Source organism: Curtobacterium sp. MCBD17_021 (assembly GCF_003234525.1).
Classification (GTDB): domain Bacteria; phylum Actinomycetota; class Actinomycetes; order Actinomycetales; family Microbacteriaceae; genus Curtobacterium.
Window position 1 is genome coordinate 222,418 of record NZ_QKTS01000003.1, and the last position, 14,310, is coordinate 236,727.

Here is a 14,310-nt window from a genome sequence, read left to right on the forward strand (position 1 = left end):
AAGTGCAGCACGCCGGGGTTCATGCCAGCTGGGTCAGGCCGTGGGGCCGTTGCCGAACACGTAGCCGACGCCGAGACCGAACACGAAGTCGAGGACCGACACGAGGACCATCATGACGACGACGAACACGAGCACGACGCCCGTGTAGCTGAAGAGTTCCTTGCGCGTCGGGGTGACGACCTTGCGCAGTTCGCCGAGGACCTGGCGGATGAACAGCGCGATCGCAGCGAAGGGGCCGCGGCGCTGTGCGCGGTCGACCTTCGCCTGGGCGACGACGTCGTCGGTCGTCTCCACGTCTTTGCTCGCCACTTCAACCCTTCCCGATGTGCAGGGCGGACAGGACTTGAACCTGCAACCTGCGGTTTTGGAGACCGCTGCTCTACCAATTGAGCCACCGCCCTTCGGAACGGCCACCCGCGAGGGATCCCGCCGTTCCAGGTCGGAGAAGTCCTGTGTCCTGCCGAGCAGGACGGCCGGGACTGCGCCGGAGCGCTGACCCGACGGACTTCAACCGCCGCAGAACAGTGTACGGGAGTCCCGATGGCGGTGTCCACTTGACGGATGCTCCGGCGCGGCGCGTCGGTAGGCTGACCCCGTGAGCACCGACGCCGCCAGCCCTCAGCCCACCGCCCGCCCGACCACCGACCCGGTCGCGTCCACGGACCGTCCCCGCATCGCGTCGCGGATCGCCGCGATCGCGGAGTCCGCGACGCTGAAGGTCGACGCCAAGGCCAAGGCGCTCAAGGCCGCCGGCCGTCCCGTCATCTCCTTCGCCGCGGGCGAGCCCGACTTCGCCACCCCGCAGCACGTGGTGGACGCGGCCGTCCAGGCCGCGCAGGACCCGGCCAACCACCGGTACACGCCGGCGACGGGTCTGCCCGACCTCAAGCGCGCGATCGCCGAGAAGACCGAGCGGGTCTCCGGCATCGCCGTCGACCCGTCGCAGGTGATCGTCACGAACGGCGGCAAGCAGGCCGTCTACCAGGCGTTCCAGACCGTCGTCGACGAGGGCGACGAGGTCCTGCTCCCCGCCCCCTACTGGACGACCTACCCCGAGGCCGTCCGTCTGGCCGGCGGCGTCCCCGTCGACGTCTTCGCCGGTAGCGACCAGGACTACCTCGTGACGGTCGAGCAGCTGGAGGCCGCCCGCACACCGCGCACGAAGGCCCTGCTGTTCTGCTCCCCCTCGAACCCGACCGGCGCGGTCGCCTCCGCCGAGCAGACCCGCGCGATCGGCGAGTGGGCGCTCGAGCACGGCATCTGGGTCATCAGCGACGAGATCTACCAGGACCTGGTCTACGACGGGGTCCGGTTCTCCGGGGTCCTCGAGCAGGTCCCGGCCCTGGCGGACACAACGATCCTGGTGAACGGCGTGGCCAAGACCTACGCCATGACCGGCTGGCGCGTCGGGTGGATGATCGGCCCGACCGACGCCGTCAAGGCGGCCTCGAACCTGCAGTCGCACCTGTCCTCGAACGTGTCGAACGTGTCGCAGCGCGCCGCGATCGCAGCACTGACGGGGCCGCAGGAACCGGTGACCGCGATGCGGGACGCCTTCGACCGCCGACGGAAGGCCATCGTCGCGGGCCTCAACGCGATCCCGGGCTTCGTCACGCCGGAGCCACAGGGGGCCTTCTACGTCTACCCGGACGTCACCGCCCTCCTCGGTCGCGAGTGGGCCGGCAGCACCCCCACCACCACGCTCGAACTGGCGGACCTGATCCTCGAGCACGCCGAGGTCGCCGTGGTCCCCGGCGAGGCGTTCGGCCCGTCCGGTTACCTCCGTCTGTCCTACGCCCTCGGCGACGACGACATCGCCGAGGGCGTCGAACGGCTGACCCGCTTCTTCAGCTGACGCCGGCCGCGTCGCCCCGCCGGCCGCGCCGCCCCGCCGGGCGCCGCGGTCCGCACCACTCGACGCGCCCCGACCCGACGGGGCGCGTCGTCGTCCCCCCGCGGTCATGGCCCGGCGGGTCCCGTCGTCGTCCCGGCGCGGTCATGACCCGGCGGCGGGTCCCGTGGTCATCCCGGCGCACGGCGACGCGACGGGTCCCGACCGGGACGGGAGGCCCGCCCGTGTCCGGTCCGCTGCCGACCCGTCCGGAGCCCAGCACGTTCGGACGACGGTGTGCGGGCCGAGACCCCCTACCGGGACCCGCCACCACCGCCGTGATCGCGCGTCGTCAGCCGAGCAGGTCGCCGACGACCACGGGTTCCGGTACGAGGGTCACCCCGAAGCGGTTCGCGACCGTCAGCTGCACGTAGCGGGCGAGCTCGGCGACCTCGGCGGCGGTCGCTCCTCCGCGGTTCGTCAGGGCGAGCGTGTGCTTGGAGGAGATGGCGGCGTGCGACCCCGGGACGCCGTAGCCCCGGTGCACGCCGGCGTGCTCGATGAGCCAGGCGGCGCTGAGCTTGACGTCGTCACCGGCCGGCCAGCGCGGGGCGTCGAGCGGCATCGACTCGGCGAAGGACGCCGAGACGATCGGGTTCGTGAAGAACGATCCCGCGCTCCAGGTGTCCGGATCCGCGTCGTCGAGGACCATGCCCTTGGACGACCGGAGGCGGAGGACCTCGGCCCGGACGTCGGCCGGCGCGACCCGGGTGCCGAGCTCGACACCGAGCGATCCGGCGAGTTGCGCGTACCGCACCGGCACGCCGTCCTCGTTCGCCGTCCCGAGCCGGAACTCGACCGTCAGGACGACACCGCGACGCCCGTGCTTGAGGGTGCTCGTGCGGTAGCCGAGCGCCAGTTCGGCGGCGGGGACCCAGGAACGCTCGCCGGTCTCGGCGTCGAGGAACTCGACCGCGGTGAGCACGTCGGACAGTTCGACCCCGTATGCACCGATGTTCTGCACGGGGGACGCGCCGACGGTCCCCGGGATGCCGCTGAGGGCCTCCAATCCGGTCCACCCGCGCGCGACGGTCGTGGCGACGAATCCGTCCCACGGCTCCCCCGCCGCGACCCGGACGGTGACGCCGTCGGCGTCGGACTCGTGGGCGACTCCGCGGGTGCGGACGACCACGACCGTGCCGGCGAAGCCGCCGTCGGCCACCAGGAGGTTGCTGCCACCGCCGAGCACGAGCCAGTCCTGGTCGTCGGACCAGGCGTCCACGACGTGGGCGACGAGGTCGTCGGTCGTCTCGGCGACCAGGAGCCGTCCGGCGGGACCACCGACGCGGAGGGTGGTGAGCTCGGCGAGCGCCTGCGCCGCCACGGTCAGTGGAAGGCCACCGTGACCTGCGCCTTGCCGAGCACGGTCTGCCCGGCGGCGGTCACGGTGAGGTCGATGCGGTGCGGGCGCCCCTGGTCGTCGAGGGTGCCGACCTTCGCGACGACACCGACGTCGGCTCCGTCGCGCGGGTCGACCACGACAGGACGGGTGAAGCGGACCCCGTAGGAGGCGACCCAGCCGCGGTCCCCGAGCCACTCGGACACCGGCTGGACCGCGAGGCCCATGGTCAACATGCCGTGGGCGAGGACGCCGGGCAGACCCACCTCGGCCGCGACGTCGTCGCGGTAGTGGATCGGGTTGAAGTCGCCGGAGGCGCCGGCGTAGCGGACGAGCGAGTCACGCGTGAGGTGGACCTGCCGCTCGGCGACGGTCGCACCGACCTCGGGGCCTGACGTGGTGTCGGTCATGCGTCATCTCCTCGGACGACCAGGGTGGACGTGGCGGTCACGACGTGCGCCCCGTGGGCGTCGACGACGGCGGACTCCGCGGTGACCATCGCGTTGCCGCCCAGGGTCTTCACGCTCGTCACGCTGAGGGTCGCGGTGAGTTCGTCCCCGGCGACGATCGGGCGCTCGTAGGCGAACTTCTGCTCACCGTGGACCACGCGTGAGAAGTCGATGCCGGCGTCCGGCTCGGCGAGGAGCTGTGCGAGCGTCGCTTCCTGCACGACGACCGCGAACGTCGCCGGGGCGACCACGTCGGGGTGTCCGGCCGCACGAGCGGCCTCGGGGTCGGAGTGGATCGGGTTCGTGGCGAAGACGGCGCGGGAGAACTCGCGCACTTTCTCACGACCGACCAGGTACGGCTGGGCCGGCGGGAACGTCCTGCCGACGAGCTCGGGGTTCACTGACACCCGGGCAGTCTACCGAGCCCCTCGGACGCGGGGGTGTAGATGAGTTTGCATCGGTTAAGCTGGCGCTGGTCGGGGGGCGACCGTGTGGTCCGGCGGGGAGTGGCGATGGAGACGACGACCGAGTACGCGGTGCTCGAGCGCGACCGCTGCACCGCCGTCGATCTGGTCGATGCGGCCCTCCGCGCCGACGGCCACCGGGTCGTGCCCGACACGGACCGCCTCGTCGTGTCCGGCGGCGATCGCGTCCTCACCGCACTGCTCGGCGCCCTCGTGCACCCGACCCGGCAGTACCGGCGGTACGAGCTCGCGCTGACCTCGGTGCCGGGCCACGCCGTGTTGACCCTCCGGCACGCGGACCACGGGGCGGCGGTCGCCGGCGGTCCGATCGGAGCCCACCGTCGCCGTGCGGCGTGGCACCGTGTGACCGCCCTGGTCGAGGCGACCCTGCACGGCGGTGGCGTGCTGCTGCACCGGACCGACCGACTCGACACCTCGGGGATCGCGCTCGGCGACCGGTGACCGCGACCGGTCCGGAGGCACATCACCGTGGCAGGGTCCGGCTGACCGCCACCGGGCCGGAACGACGGAAGCCCGGCGCTGCTGCGCCGGGCTTCCCGTCTGTTGCGTCGTACCGCTGGTCTGACGAGCGTGTCGTCCGACCAGCTCGGTAGCGAGGGCGGGACTTGAACCCGCGACACCACGATTATGAGCCGTGTGCTCTAACCAACTGAGCTACCCCGCCAAGGATCCGCAGTGATCAGCACTGCGAGAGTGATCACACTGCGAGTCGGAGCCCCGAGTCAGGATTGAACTGACGACCCCTTCCTTACCATGGAAGTGCTCTACCACTGAGCTATCGGGGCGAGTACCGCGAGCGGCACCACACGAGGATAGCAGACCCCCGACGGTGGTCTGGAACCGACCGCGACGCCCGGGCGCGCCGTCCTCACGGACGCCGTGTGCGCGCACCTCGTGCGCGCTGTCGACGCCGTACGGGCCTAGCCCGCGTTGGCTTCGAGCCACGCCAGCGGGTCCACGGGGACGCCGTCGATGCGGATCTCGAGGTGCAGGTGCGGGCCGGTGGAGTTGCCCGTGCTGCCGACGAGACCGAGGACGTCGCCGACCTCGACCTGCTGACCCTGGACGACCTCGAACGAGTTGTCGAGCATGTGTCCGTAGACGCTGACGAACTTCTTGCCGTCCACGTCGTGCTCTACCCAGACGTCGTTGCCGAAGGCGCCGTCGTTCGCCTGCACCTTGATGACGGTGCCGTCGGCGACGACCCCGATCGGGGTGCCTGCGCCGGGGGCGAAGTCGACGCCCTGGTGGAAGGTCGAGCAGAACGAGCACCCGGCGACCTGGCGACCGCCGAAGCCGGACGAGATCGGCACCGCGGTCGGGAACGGCCACTGGATGGCGCCCGACGTGTCGCTCGTGGAGATCGTCGACGACGACGCTCCGGCCGCCGCCCCGGTCCCGGTTCCCGCCCCCGTACCCGTGGAGGGGAGGACGACGCGCTGCGGCTGGGAGACGGTGTAGGCGTCACGGTCGACGGGGCCTTCGACCGCGTCACCGACGGAGAGCGACTGGACGTCCTGCACGGCGGCACGGACGGTCGCGGCACCGGGCTGCGGCACGTAGAGCGCCTGCGCCGGGAGGGACGTCGAGACGACGAGCCCGGCCGTGAAGAGGAGCGCACCGACGACCGTCACGCCCGACGCCGTGCGTCGGAAGGACGTCCCGTGGCCCACTCGCGAGGTGGTCGGGGCGGTGCGGGAGATGTGGCGGGTGGCGCGGTCGACCCGGGGGCCGTCGGCGATGACTGGGACGGACGGCGTCCGACGGGCGGAGTGGGCAGTCGCGCCCGTGGCGCGGGCGACACCGACGGGCCGGTCAGCACGCTCGAGGCGCTTCGCTCCGGACTTCCGCTTGGTGCTGGCTGCCCGCTTCGTGGGGACCGCGCGCTCGGTGGCGGCCGACCGGCCGGACACCGGTGCGGCTTCGGCCAGCGGCGCGACGACCGGCGAGGACGGTGCCGGCGGGGTCAGCGGTGCTGCATTCGACGCCGGCAGGACCGGTGAGGAGGGCGCCGGCGGCGTGACGGGCCCGGAGCCCCGGGGCGCGGTCGCCGCGGGGCGGACCGCCTCGGCCCGACGACGGGTCGTCTTGGCGGCGGCGCGTTCGGCTTCGATCCGAGCTCGTCTCGTCAGGTGCACGGACGGCGTCACCTGGTCGGCGTCGCGGTCGATGGTCGTGGGCGTCTGCGAGGAGTCGAGCATGTGTTCGGTAGCGATCCTGAGTTCGAGGCACGGGCGCTCGCGTCGGGTAACGAGCAGGTAACGGGACCCCAGAACGGTAGCAAAGGACGGTGCTCGCCGCCAGTCGTGTGGACGTCCGTGCAGCACCCCCAGAGCGGGTGGCGGCGCTCAGGCCCCGAGGACGTCCTCCTCGAGTGCGCGGACGAGGGTGACGAGGTCCTCCGCGATGCTCGGCGCGGCGAACAGGAAGGACCGCGTGTCGCCGGCCTCCCACGTGCGGACGACGGCTCCGGCAGCGGCAGCGACGATCGACCCCGCCGCCATGTCCCACGGGTTGATGCCCCGTTCGTAGTAGGCGTCGACGGTGCCCGCCCCGACCGCGCAGCAGTCCAGCGCGGCCGCTCCCCCACGACGGACGTCCCGCACCTCCGTGATGAGGCCGGCGAGCACGGCGGCCTGCTCCCACCGGCGGTCGGCGGTGTAGCCGAAGCCGGTGGCGACGAGCGTCTCCGCCAGGGACCCGGGCGCGGCCACGGTGAGGGGGCGTCCGTCGAGGGTGGCCTGCCCGTCGGCCACGGCGCGGTACACCTGGCCGGTGGCCGGTGCGATGACGACTCCCGCCACGGGTTCCCACATCGACGGGTCGGGCACACCGCGCACCACGGCGATGCTCACGGCGTAGGCGGGGCTGCCGTAGAGGTAGTTGACGGTGCCGTCGATCGGGTCGACCACCCAGGTGAGCCCCGAGGCGCCGTCCGCGGCACCGGACTCCTCACCGAGGAAGGCGTCGTCCGGTCGGGCCTCGGCGATGCGTCGCCGGATGAGGGCCTCGACCTCACGGTCGGCGGCGGTGACGACGTCGGCGATGCTCGACTTCCGGTCGGCCACCTCGACCCCCTCGGCGCGACGGCGCGCAGCGAGGGCAGCGGCTTCACGAGCGATCGCCTCCGCCAGGTCGGCGAGGGTGTCAGGGGCGTCGGCAACGAGCGGGGCATCCGTCATGCCCTCGATCCTGCCGCACCCCACCCCCGGGGGACGCAGCGAGGCGACGGCCGGACACACCGCCCCACGGCTGCGCTGCCACTGGCCGAGCGCGGCTCCGGCAGGAACACAGAACGGCCCCGTCCGGAGACGGGGCCGTCCTGTCGGGTCGCGCGGTTGCGGACTCCTGCGGTGGCGAGTGAGGGATTCGAACCCCCGGAGGCATACGCCGGCTGATTTACAGTCAGATCCCTTTGGCCGCTTGGGTAACTCGCCGTGTGCGCACCCGGCCCGTGTCGTCACCGACCGAAGGCGCGGTGAAGAGCATAGCCGATGTCCGGGGGTGCTCGTGACCACGTCGGCTCCGAGCCGACCTGTCGGCGGGGCCACGGGCCTCCAGGACGAGGCCTCGCCACGGCGGATAGGCTGTCCCCCATGGCAGACAGCTCCTTCGACGTGGTCAGCAAGGTCGACAAGATGGAGGCGGAGAACGCCCTCAACCAGGCGGCGAAGGAGATCGAGCAACGCTACGACTTCAAGGGCGTCGGTGCCTCGGTCGCGTTCAGCGGCGAGGACGTCCTCATCAAGGCCTCGACCGAGGAGCGCGCGCTCGCCGTCCTCGACGTGCTCCAGACGAAGGCGATCAAGCGCGGCATCAGCCTGAAGAGTCTGGACGCGGGCGAGCCGTACCCCTCGGGCAAGGAGTTCCGCATCGAGGTGAAGTTCAAGAACGGCATCGAGCAGGACATCGCGAAGAAGATCGGCGCGTTCATCCGCGCCGAGGCGCCGAAGAGCGTGAAGAGCCAGGTGCAGGGCGACGAGCTGCGGGTCTCCTCGAAGAGCCGGGACGACCTGCAACAGACCATCCAGCTGCTCAAGGGCCAGGAGTTCGACGTCCCCTTGCAGTTCATCAACTTCCGCTGACCGCGCTCCCCCGCGCAGAGACAGGCCCGACACTGTGGAGCACTGGCTCGTCGTTGCGCTGATCATCGTCCTGGTCCTGTTGGACCTGGCGATCCGCGCCTTCTCACTCGTCTTCGTGCCGATCAACCGGAAGCCGCAGACGGCGACGGGCTGGTTGCTGGCGATCTTCCTCATCCCCTACATCGGGTTCGTCGTGTTCCTCCTGCTCGGGTCCACGAAGCTCCCCCGGTCCCGCCGCGAGAAGCAGACCGAGATCAACCGCTACATCCTCGAGCAGACCGAAGGCATCGAGCGGGTGCGCCGCGACCACCCGTGGCCGACGTGGCTCGAGAGCATCACGAAGTTGAACCGGCAGCTCGGGTCCATGCCGCTGGTCGGCGGCAACCAGGCGGAGTTGTACCCGCACTACGACGACGCGTTCGCGGAGATGACGCGCGCCGTCGACGCCGCGCGCCGGTTCGTGCACGTCGAGTTCTACATCGCGTCGCTCGACGACACCACGCGGCCGTTCTTCGAGTCGCTGGCGCGTGCGCAGGCGCGCGGGGTCACGGTCCGGTTCCTCATGGACCACTGGGCGAGCAAGAGCTACCCGTACTACAAGGACACCCTCGCCTTCCTCGACGCTGCCGGCGTCGAGTGGCACCTCATGCTGCCGCTGCAGCCGCTGCAGGGGAAGTTCCAGCGTCCCGACCTCCGCAACCACCGCAAGATCCTGGTGGTCGACGGGTCGGTGGCGTTCACGGGGTCGCAGAACCTCATCGACCGCTCGTACGACACGAAGGTCAACATCGAGCGCGGCCTGAGGTGGCGTGACCTCTTCGCGCGCTTCGAGGGGCCGGTCGTCGCGGGCATCAACGCCCTGTTCGTCACGGACTGGTACAGCGAGACCGACGAACTCCTGCTGCGCGAGAGCGACCCCGTGCACCGGGCCGACCGCCAGGACGCCCTGGACTGCCAGGTGGTGCCGTCCGGTCCGGGCTTCGACGGCGAGAACAACCTGCGTCTGTTCAACGCACTGCTGTACTCGGCGCAGGACCGGGTGTCGATCACGTCGCCGTACTTCGTCCCCGACGACTCGATGCTCTACGCGATCACGACGACGGCGCAGCGCGGGGTCCACGTCGAGCTGTTCGTCGGCGAGATCGGCGACCACGCGATGACGTGGCACGCGCAGCGCTCCTACTACGAGGGGCTGCTCCGGGCCGGCGTGAAGATCTGGCTGTACCGGGCGCCCACGGTGCTGCACGCGAAGCACTTCACGATCGACGACGACGTGGCCGTCATCGGCTCGAGCAACATGGACATGCGCTCGTTCACGCTGAACCTCGAGATCTCGGTGATGGTGCGCGGCCGGACGTTCGTCGACGCGCTCCGCGAGGTGCAGGACGACTACCGCGCCGCCAGCCGCGAGCTGACACTCGACGAGTGGCTGGCGCGCCCGCGCAGGTCGCGGGTCTTCGACAACATCGCCCGTCTGACGGCAGCGCTGCAGTAGCCGCACGGGAGGCCCGTCCCCCGCTCGCCGCGCCGGCTCGCCACGTCGCACGGCACAGGCGGGGTCAGGCGCGGCCCGGCTCCCGCTGCGACTGGAGGGGCACCGCCGACGCGACCGCGCCGGTCACCCGCTCGAGCGGTCCGCGGCCGAGGAACCGTCGCCACGCCATCGCGAACAGCACGGCGCCGACGGTGAACGCCCACCACGTCGACGCACCGTGCGGTACCTCCGGCCACGCCGCGATGACGACGAGGTGCAGCGCGTAGACGGTGAGCGGCATCGAGCCGACGGCCGCGAGCGGGAACGCGACCCGCGCGAGCGCCGGACCGCGACCGTCGAACACGAGGCTGCAGAGCGCGATGACGGCGACGGCGACCGCGGCCGTACCGACCACGTCGACGATCGACGACGAGTGGTCGCGCGGCGAGAGGAGGACCTGCGCGAGTGCCGGTGCCACGCCAGCACCGGCGGGGACGAAGGGGACGCCGGGGAAGGCACCCGTCGTGTCCGCGGGCACCGGTGCCACCGTGTTGCCGACCACGTAGGCCACGACGGCGACCACGGCGGCCGATGCGAGGAGCCTGACCTGCCGCCGCGTGCCGGACCACGACCGTGCCACGGCGAGCCCCACCAGGACGTACGTGGCGAAGGTGACCACCGGGTAGACGAGTCCCAGCTGCACCCCGACCATGCCGGCACCGGCGTAGGCGGGCAGGAGCGCGATCACGACGGGGGCCGACGCGACCGCACAGACGGCAGCGAGCACGAGCAGCGCCCACGGTCGCCAGCGGAGGACGGGCAGCGCCAGGAGGAAGAGCGCTCCGTACGTCGGCAGGACCACGTAGACCGGCGTGCCGAGCGTCATGAGCAGGAGACCGACGACGACCACGACGACCGCCCGGAGCGCCAGGCGCGCGCGGAGCCGACCGATCGTCGGTGGGCCGGGAGGCGCCTCCCGGCCCGTGACGAGACCGATCGAGACCCCGGCCAGGACGGCGAAGAGCGCTGCCGAACGGCCGTGCACCACGGCACCCCAGCTGGTCGGGTCGGACCAGTCGACGGTGTCGGGCACGTCGCCGATGTGGGCCGCCATCATCCCGAGCAGCGCGAGCGCTCGGGCGACGTCCACGCCGACGAGCCGGCCGGACGACGGCGCGCTCGGCACCCCGGTACGGGGTGCCGGGCGCGTTCCGGTCATGATCAGCCCTGCGAGCCGGCGCGGCTGCGACGGAGCGAGACGTCGATCATCTCGTCGCGCGGCACGACTTTGACACGAGCGCGGCCCTCGGCCTCGCCGAGCGCGATCTCGTGCTCGTCGAGCGCGTGCCAGCCGTCGAGGTCGGTGAAGTCGACGCCGCGTTCGCGGAGGAGCGCCGGGACGGCCGCCTCCGACGGGTCCTCCGGCGTCCACCAGCTGCCCTGGTCGGTCACGATGTGCTGCACGGTCTCCATCGCGTCGGACTTGGTGTGACCGATGAGGCCGACCGGCCCGCGCTTGATCCAGCCGGTGGCGTACACGCCCGGGATCGGGGTGGCGTCGGCGTCGAGCACCTGGCCCTCGTGGTTCGGGATGACGCCGTAGCGCTCGTCGAACGGGACGCCCGGCAGCGGTGAGCCGACGTACCCGACGGCACGGTACAGCGCCTGGATCGGCAGCTCGCGGACCTCCCCCGTGCCCTCGACACCGCCTTGGCCGTCCGGACGCGTGCGCTCGTAGCGGATGGCGCGGACCCGGCCGCCCTCGTCACCGAGGAGTTCGAGGGGCTTGGCGTAGAAGTGCAGGTGCAGGCGGCGGCTGGCCGTGCCCACCTCGCGCTTCCGCCACTGCTGCAGGACGCGGTCGATGACCGTGACCTGCTTGTTCGTCTGGATGGCGAGCTTCGAGGCCTCGTCGTGGTCGAAGTCCTCGTCGTACACGACCATGTCGACGTCGCGCAGTTCGCCGAGTTCGCGCAGTTCCAACGGCGTGAACTTCACCTGCGCCGGACCACGGCGGCCGAACACGTGCACGTCCGTGACGGGCGAGGACCGCAGGCCCTCGTACACGTTCGCCGGGATCTCGGTGGGCAGCAGGTCCTCGGCGTGCTTGGCGAGGATGCGCGAGACGTCGAGCGCCACGTTCCCGTTGCCGATCACCGCGACGCTCTCGGCCGTGAGCGGCCAGGTGCGCGGGACGTCGGGGTGACCGTCGAACCAGCTGACGAAGTCGGCGGCACCGTACGAGCCGTCGAGGTCGATGCCGGGGATGTCGAGGTCGGCGTCCTTGATCGCGCCCGTCGAGAAGACCACCGCGTTGTAGTGCCGCTTCAGGTCGTCGAGGGTGATGTCCTGCCCGAACCGGACGTTGCCGAAGATCCGGATGTCACCTCGGTCGAGGACGTCCCGGAGCGCGTTGACGATGCCCTTGATGCGCGGGTGGTCGGGCGCGACGCCGTACCGGACCAGGCCGTACGGGGCCGGGAGCTGCTCGAAGAGGTCGATCGAGACGTCGAAGCCGCGCGCCTCGCGCAGGAGGATGTCCGCGGCGTAGATGCCGGCCGGACCGGCGCCGACGATGGCGAGTCGGAGGGTGGGCACTGATCGGTCTCCAGTTCGTTCAGGTCAGCGGCTGCGGTCGACGACCGTCTCCGCGAACCGGGTGAGGGCTCGTTTCACGGTGCCGTCCGGCAGGGGCGCCAGCGCGGCCACGGCTTCGTCGGCCCAGCTCGCGGCGAGGGCCCTGGTGGCGAGGGTGGCGTCATGGTCGTGGAGCTCGGCGACGGCGCTCTGGTAGGCGTCCGAGTGCACGGCGTCGTCCGGGGCGTCGCGCACGTCCCGCTCGATGCGGGCGAGCAGCGCCGCGGCACCCTCGTCCGTCGTGGCGCGTCGGCGGAGCTGCAACAGCGGCAGCGTGTCGACGCCGGCGCGGAGGTCGTTGCCGGCGATCTTGCCGGTCTTGTCCTTCGCCGGGGCGAGGTCGATGACGTCGTCGACGAGCTGGAACGCCACGCCGACCTTCTCGCCGAACGTCCCGACGGCGTCGAGCAGCGCCCGGTCCGCTCCCGAGAACATCACGCCGGCGCGGGCGGCGGTGGCGATGAGGGAACCGGTCTTGTCGCTGAGGACCTGGATGTAGTGCTGGACGGGGTCGTCGTCGGGCTGCGGACCCGTCGTCTCGTGGAGCTGCCCCATGCACAGGCGTTGGAAGGTCTCGGCCTGCATCCGGATGCCCTCGGGTCCGAGGTCCGCCGTGATGAGCGAGGCGCGGGCGAACAGCAGGTCGCCGGTGAGGATGGCGATGTTGTTGCCGTAGGTGACGTGGGCCGCCGGGACGCCTCGGCGGACCGGGGCCTCGTCCATGACGTCGTCGTGGTACAGCGACGCCAGGTGGGTCATCTCCACGCTGACGGCGGCCTTCACCACGTGGTCGGTGACGCCGTCGCCGAGCTGCGCGATGAGGAGCGTCAGCGTCGGGCGGATCCGCTTGCCGCCGGCCGAGAGCAGGTAGCGACTCGTCGTGTCCGCCAGGGTGTCGGCGGAGCGCATGGCGTCCTCGAGCCCCTGTTCGACGTGCTCCAGGCCGTCGTCGACCGCGGCGATGAACCGGCGGTCGGCGGGCGTGGCGAACAACCGCTCGCCGATGCCCAGGGAGGCTCGGAGACTCGGCGCGCGTCGTGCGACCGGGACACTCGGGTTCAACTGCTGCTCCGTACTCGCAGGTGGCGGTGGGGACCTGGGCCCGGGGGCCTAGGCCTGGCCCTCGGGCTCGACGCGGGGCTGCTCACCCGTCGGCTGGTGGTCGCGGCGGGCCTTGGCACGGCGGGCGGCGGACTCGCGGACGCTGCCCGCGACCGGCTTGCGTCCACGGTGCAGCGCGACGATGCCGGCGGTCAGGTTGCGGTGGGCGACCATCGTGAAGCCGACCCCGCGGAGCCACTGGCTGAGGACCTGCTGGTCGGGCCACGCCTCGATCGACTCGGCCAGGTAGCGGTACGCGGCCGGGTTGCTGCTCGAGAGCTTCGCGATGCCCGGCAGGACGCGCCTGAGGTAGGTGTTGTAGCCGAAGCGGAGTGCGGCGAACGGCGGCGTCGAGAACTCGCAGATGACGAGTCGCCCGCCGGGCTTGAGGACCCGGAGCATCTCGGTGAGTGCCTGCATCGGGTCGTTGACGTTGCGCAGGCCGAACGAGATGGTCACCGCGTCGAAGGACTCGTCCTCGAACGGCAGGTGCTCTGCATCGCCCTCGACGAAGGTGATCTCGGGGTGGCGCTCACGACCGACCGCGATCATGCCCGACGACAGGTCGAGGGCGGTGACCTCGGCACCCTTCTTGGCGAGGGCCGCCGAGCTCGTGCCCGTCCCGGCGGCGAGGTCGAGCACGCGCTCACCCGGCTGCGGGTCGACGGCCTTGACCGTCGCGACGCGCCACAGCGGAGCGTTGCCGGCCGACAGGATGTCGTTGGTCAGGTCGTACTTCGCCGCGACGTCGTCGAACATGGCCGCCACTTCGTCCGGCCGCTTCTGCATGTCCGCTCTGCTCACCTGGTCATCCTAGAGCCCGCGACCCGGCGCTTCCCGGCAGCCGTG

General features: G+C 71.6%; 14 protein-coding genes and 4 tRNA genes. 4 read left to right on the top strand and 14 right to left on the bottom strand.

Annotated elements, in window-relative coordinates; translation table 11 throughout:
• Window positions 1-33 precede the first annotated feature (33 nt).
• Both secE and DEI83_RS04630 read right to left on the bottom strand, forming a co-directional pair.
• Complete coding sequence (gene secE, locus DEI83_RS04625) at window positions 34-309, bottom strand: preprotein translocase subunit SecE (RefSeq protein WP_111080619.1); 276 nt, start codon at window positions 307-309, stop codon at window positions 34-36.
• Window positions 310-328: 19 nt separating this feature from the next.
• Window positions 329-401, bottom strand: a tRNA-Trp gene (locus DEI83_RS04630).
• A gap of 272 nt (window positions 402-673) precedes the next feature.
• On the opposite strand from DEI83_RS04630, the gene DEI83_RS04635 reads away from it, so the two are divergent.
• Window positions 674-1,855, top strand: a complete 1,182-nt coding sequence (locus DEI83_RS04635) for a pyridoxal phosphate-dependent aminotransferase (protein WP_111080700.1) — start codon at window positions 674-676, stop codon at window positions 1,853-1,855.
• 328 nt (window positions 1,856-2,183) lie between these two features.
• On the opposite strand, the gene DEI83_RS04640 is transcribed toward DEI83_RS04635, so the two are convergent.
• Genes DEI83_RS04640 through DEI83_RS04650 form a run of 3 tightly spaced genes read right to left on the bottom strand, consistent with a single transcriptional unit; the run spans window position 2,184 to window position 4,086 of the window.
• Window positions 2,184-3,221: a UDP-N-acetylmuramate dehydrogenase gene (locus DEI83_RS04640; protein ID WP_375334647.1), complete on the bottom strand. Its 1,038-nt coding sequence runs from the start codon at window positions 3,219-3,221 to the stop codon at window positions 2,184-2,186.
• The gene (locus DEI83_RS04645; protein ID WP_111080621.1) at window positions 3,218-3,640 is read right to left on the bottom strand and encodes a MaoC/PaaZ C-terminal domain-containing protein; all 423 of its coding nucleotides are present in this window, start codon (window positions 3,638-3,640) and stop codon (window positions 3,218-3,220) included. Before DEI83_RS04645 ends, DEI83_RS04640 begins: the two co-directional genes overlap by 4 nt.
• On the bottom strand, window positions 3,637-4,086 hold the full coding sequence (locus DEI83_RS04650; RefSeq protein WP_111080622.1) for a MaoC family dehydratase N-terminal domain-containing protein: 450 nt from the start codon (window positions 4,084-4,086) through the stop codon (window positions 3,637-3,639). The genes DEI83_RS04645 and DEI83_RS04650 overlap by 4 nt, the downstream gene beginning before the upstream one ends.
• A 105-nt stretch (window positions 4,087-4,191) precedes the next feature.
• Between DEI83_RS04650 and DEI83_RS04655 the strand changes: the two genes are divergently transcribed.
• Window positions 4,192-4,605, top strand: coding sequence for a hypothetical protein (locus DEI83_RS04655; RefSeq protein ID WP_111080623.1), 414 nt, complete (start codon window positions 4,192-4,194; stop codon window positions 4,603-4,605).
• A gap of 149 nt (window positions 4,606-4,754) precedes the next feature.
• Here DEI83_RS04655 and DEI83_RS04660 read toward each other — a convergent pair.
• The 5 genes from DEI83_RS04660 to DEI83_RS04680 all read right to left on the bottom strand — a co-directional run bounded on the left by DEI83_RS04660 (window position 4,755) and on the right by DEI83_RS04680 (window position 7,601).
• A tRNA-Met gene (locus DEI83_RS04660) sits at window positions 4,755-4,828 on the bottom strand.
• A 49-nt stretch (window positions 4,829-4,877) separates the two neighbouring features.
• Window positions 4,878-4,949: transfer RNA gene (locus tag DEI83_RS04665), tRNA-Thr, on the bottom strand.
• Between the two features lie 135 nt (window positions 4,950-5,084).
• Window positions 5,085-6,365, bottom strand: a complete 1,281-nt coding sequence (locus tag DEI83_RS04670; RefSeq protein WP_111080624.1) for a M23 family metallopeptidase — start codon at window positions 6,363-6,365, stop codon at window positions 5,085-5,087.
• A gap of 147 nt (window positions 6,366-6,512) precedes the next feature.
• Complete coding sequence (locus DEI83_RS04675; protein ID WP_111080625.1) at window positions 6,513-7,346, bottom strand: inositol monophosphatase family protein; 834 nt, start codon at window positions 7,344-7,346, stop codon at window positions 6,513-6,515.
• 172 nt (window positions 7,347-7,518) lie between these two features.
• A tRNA-Tyr gene (locus DEI83_RS04680) sits at window positions 7,519-7,601 on the bottom strand.
• Window positions 7,602-7,760: 159 nt separating this feature from the next.
• Between DEI83_RS04680 and DEI83_RS04685 the strand changes: the two genes are divergently transcribed.
• Together DEI83_RS04685 and cls are read left to right on the top strand one after the other, a co-directional pair.
• The gene (locus DEI83_RS04685; protein ID WP_111080626.1) at window positions 7,761-8,249 is read left to right on the top strand and encodes a YajQ family cyclic di-GMP-binding protein; all 489 of its coding nucleotides are present in this window, start codon (window positions 7,761-7,763) and stop codon (window positions 8,247-8,249) included.
• A gap of 34 nt (window positions 8,250-8,283) precedes the next feature.
• A complete protein-coding gene (gene cls / locus DEI83_RS04690) occupies window positions 8,284-9,744 on the top strand; it encodes a cardiolipin synthase (RefSeq protein ID WP_111080627.1) in 1,461 nt (486 codons plus the stop codon).
• A gap of 64 nt (window positions 9,745-9,808) precedes the next feature.
• On the opposite strand, the gene DEI83_RS04695 is transcribed toward cls, so the two are convergent.
• From DEI83_RS04695 to DEI83_RS04710, 4 genes are read right to left on the bottom strand one after another with little or no spacing between them, the layout of a single operon-like run.
• Complete coding sequence (locus DEI83_RS04695; protein WP_111080628.1) at window positions 9,809-10,942, bottom strand: heparan-alpha-glucosaminide N-acetyltransferase domain-containing protein; 1,134 nt, start codon at window positions 10,940-10,942, stop codon at window positions 9,809-9,811.
• Window positions 10,943-10,944: 2 nt separating this feature from the next.
• Window positions 10,945-12,321 (bottom strand): FAD-dependent oxidoreductase, encoded by a 1,377-nt coding sequence (locus tag DEI83_RS04700; protein WP_111080629.1) that lies wholly within the window; start codon window positions 12,319-12,321, stop codon window positions 10,945-10,947.
• A gap of 24 nt (window positions 12,322-12,345) precedes the next feature.
• Window positions 12,346-13,422, bottom strand: coding sequence for a polyprenyl synthetase family protein (locus tag DEI83_RS04705; protein WP_111080630.1), 1,077 nt, complete (start codon window positions 13,420-13,422; stop codon window positions 12,346-12,348).
• A gap of 48 nt (window positions 13,423-13,470) precedes the next feature.
• Window positions 13,471-14,265: a demethylmenaquinone methyltransferase gene (locus DEI83_RS04710; RefSeq protein WP_111080631.1), complete on the bottom strand. Its 795-nt coding sequence runs from the start codon at window positions 14,263-14,265 to the stop codon at window positions 13,471-13,473.
• Between the last annotated feature and the right edge of the window lie 45 nt (window positions 14,266-14,310).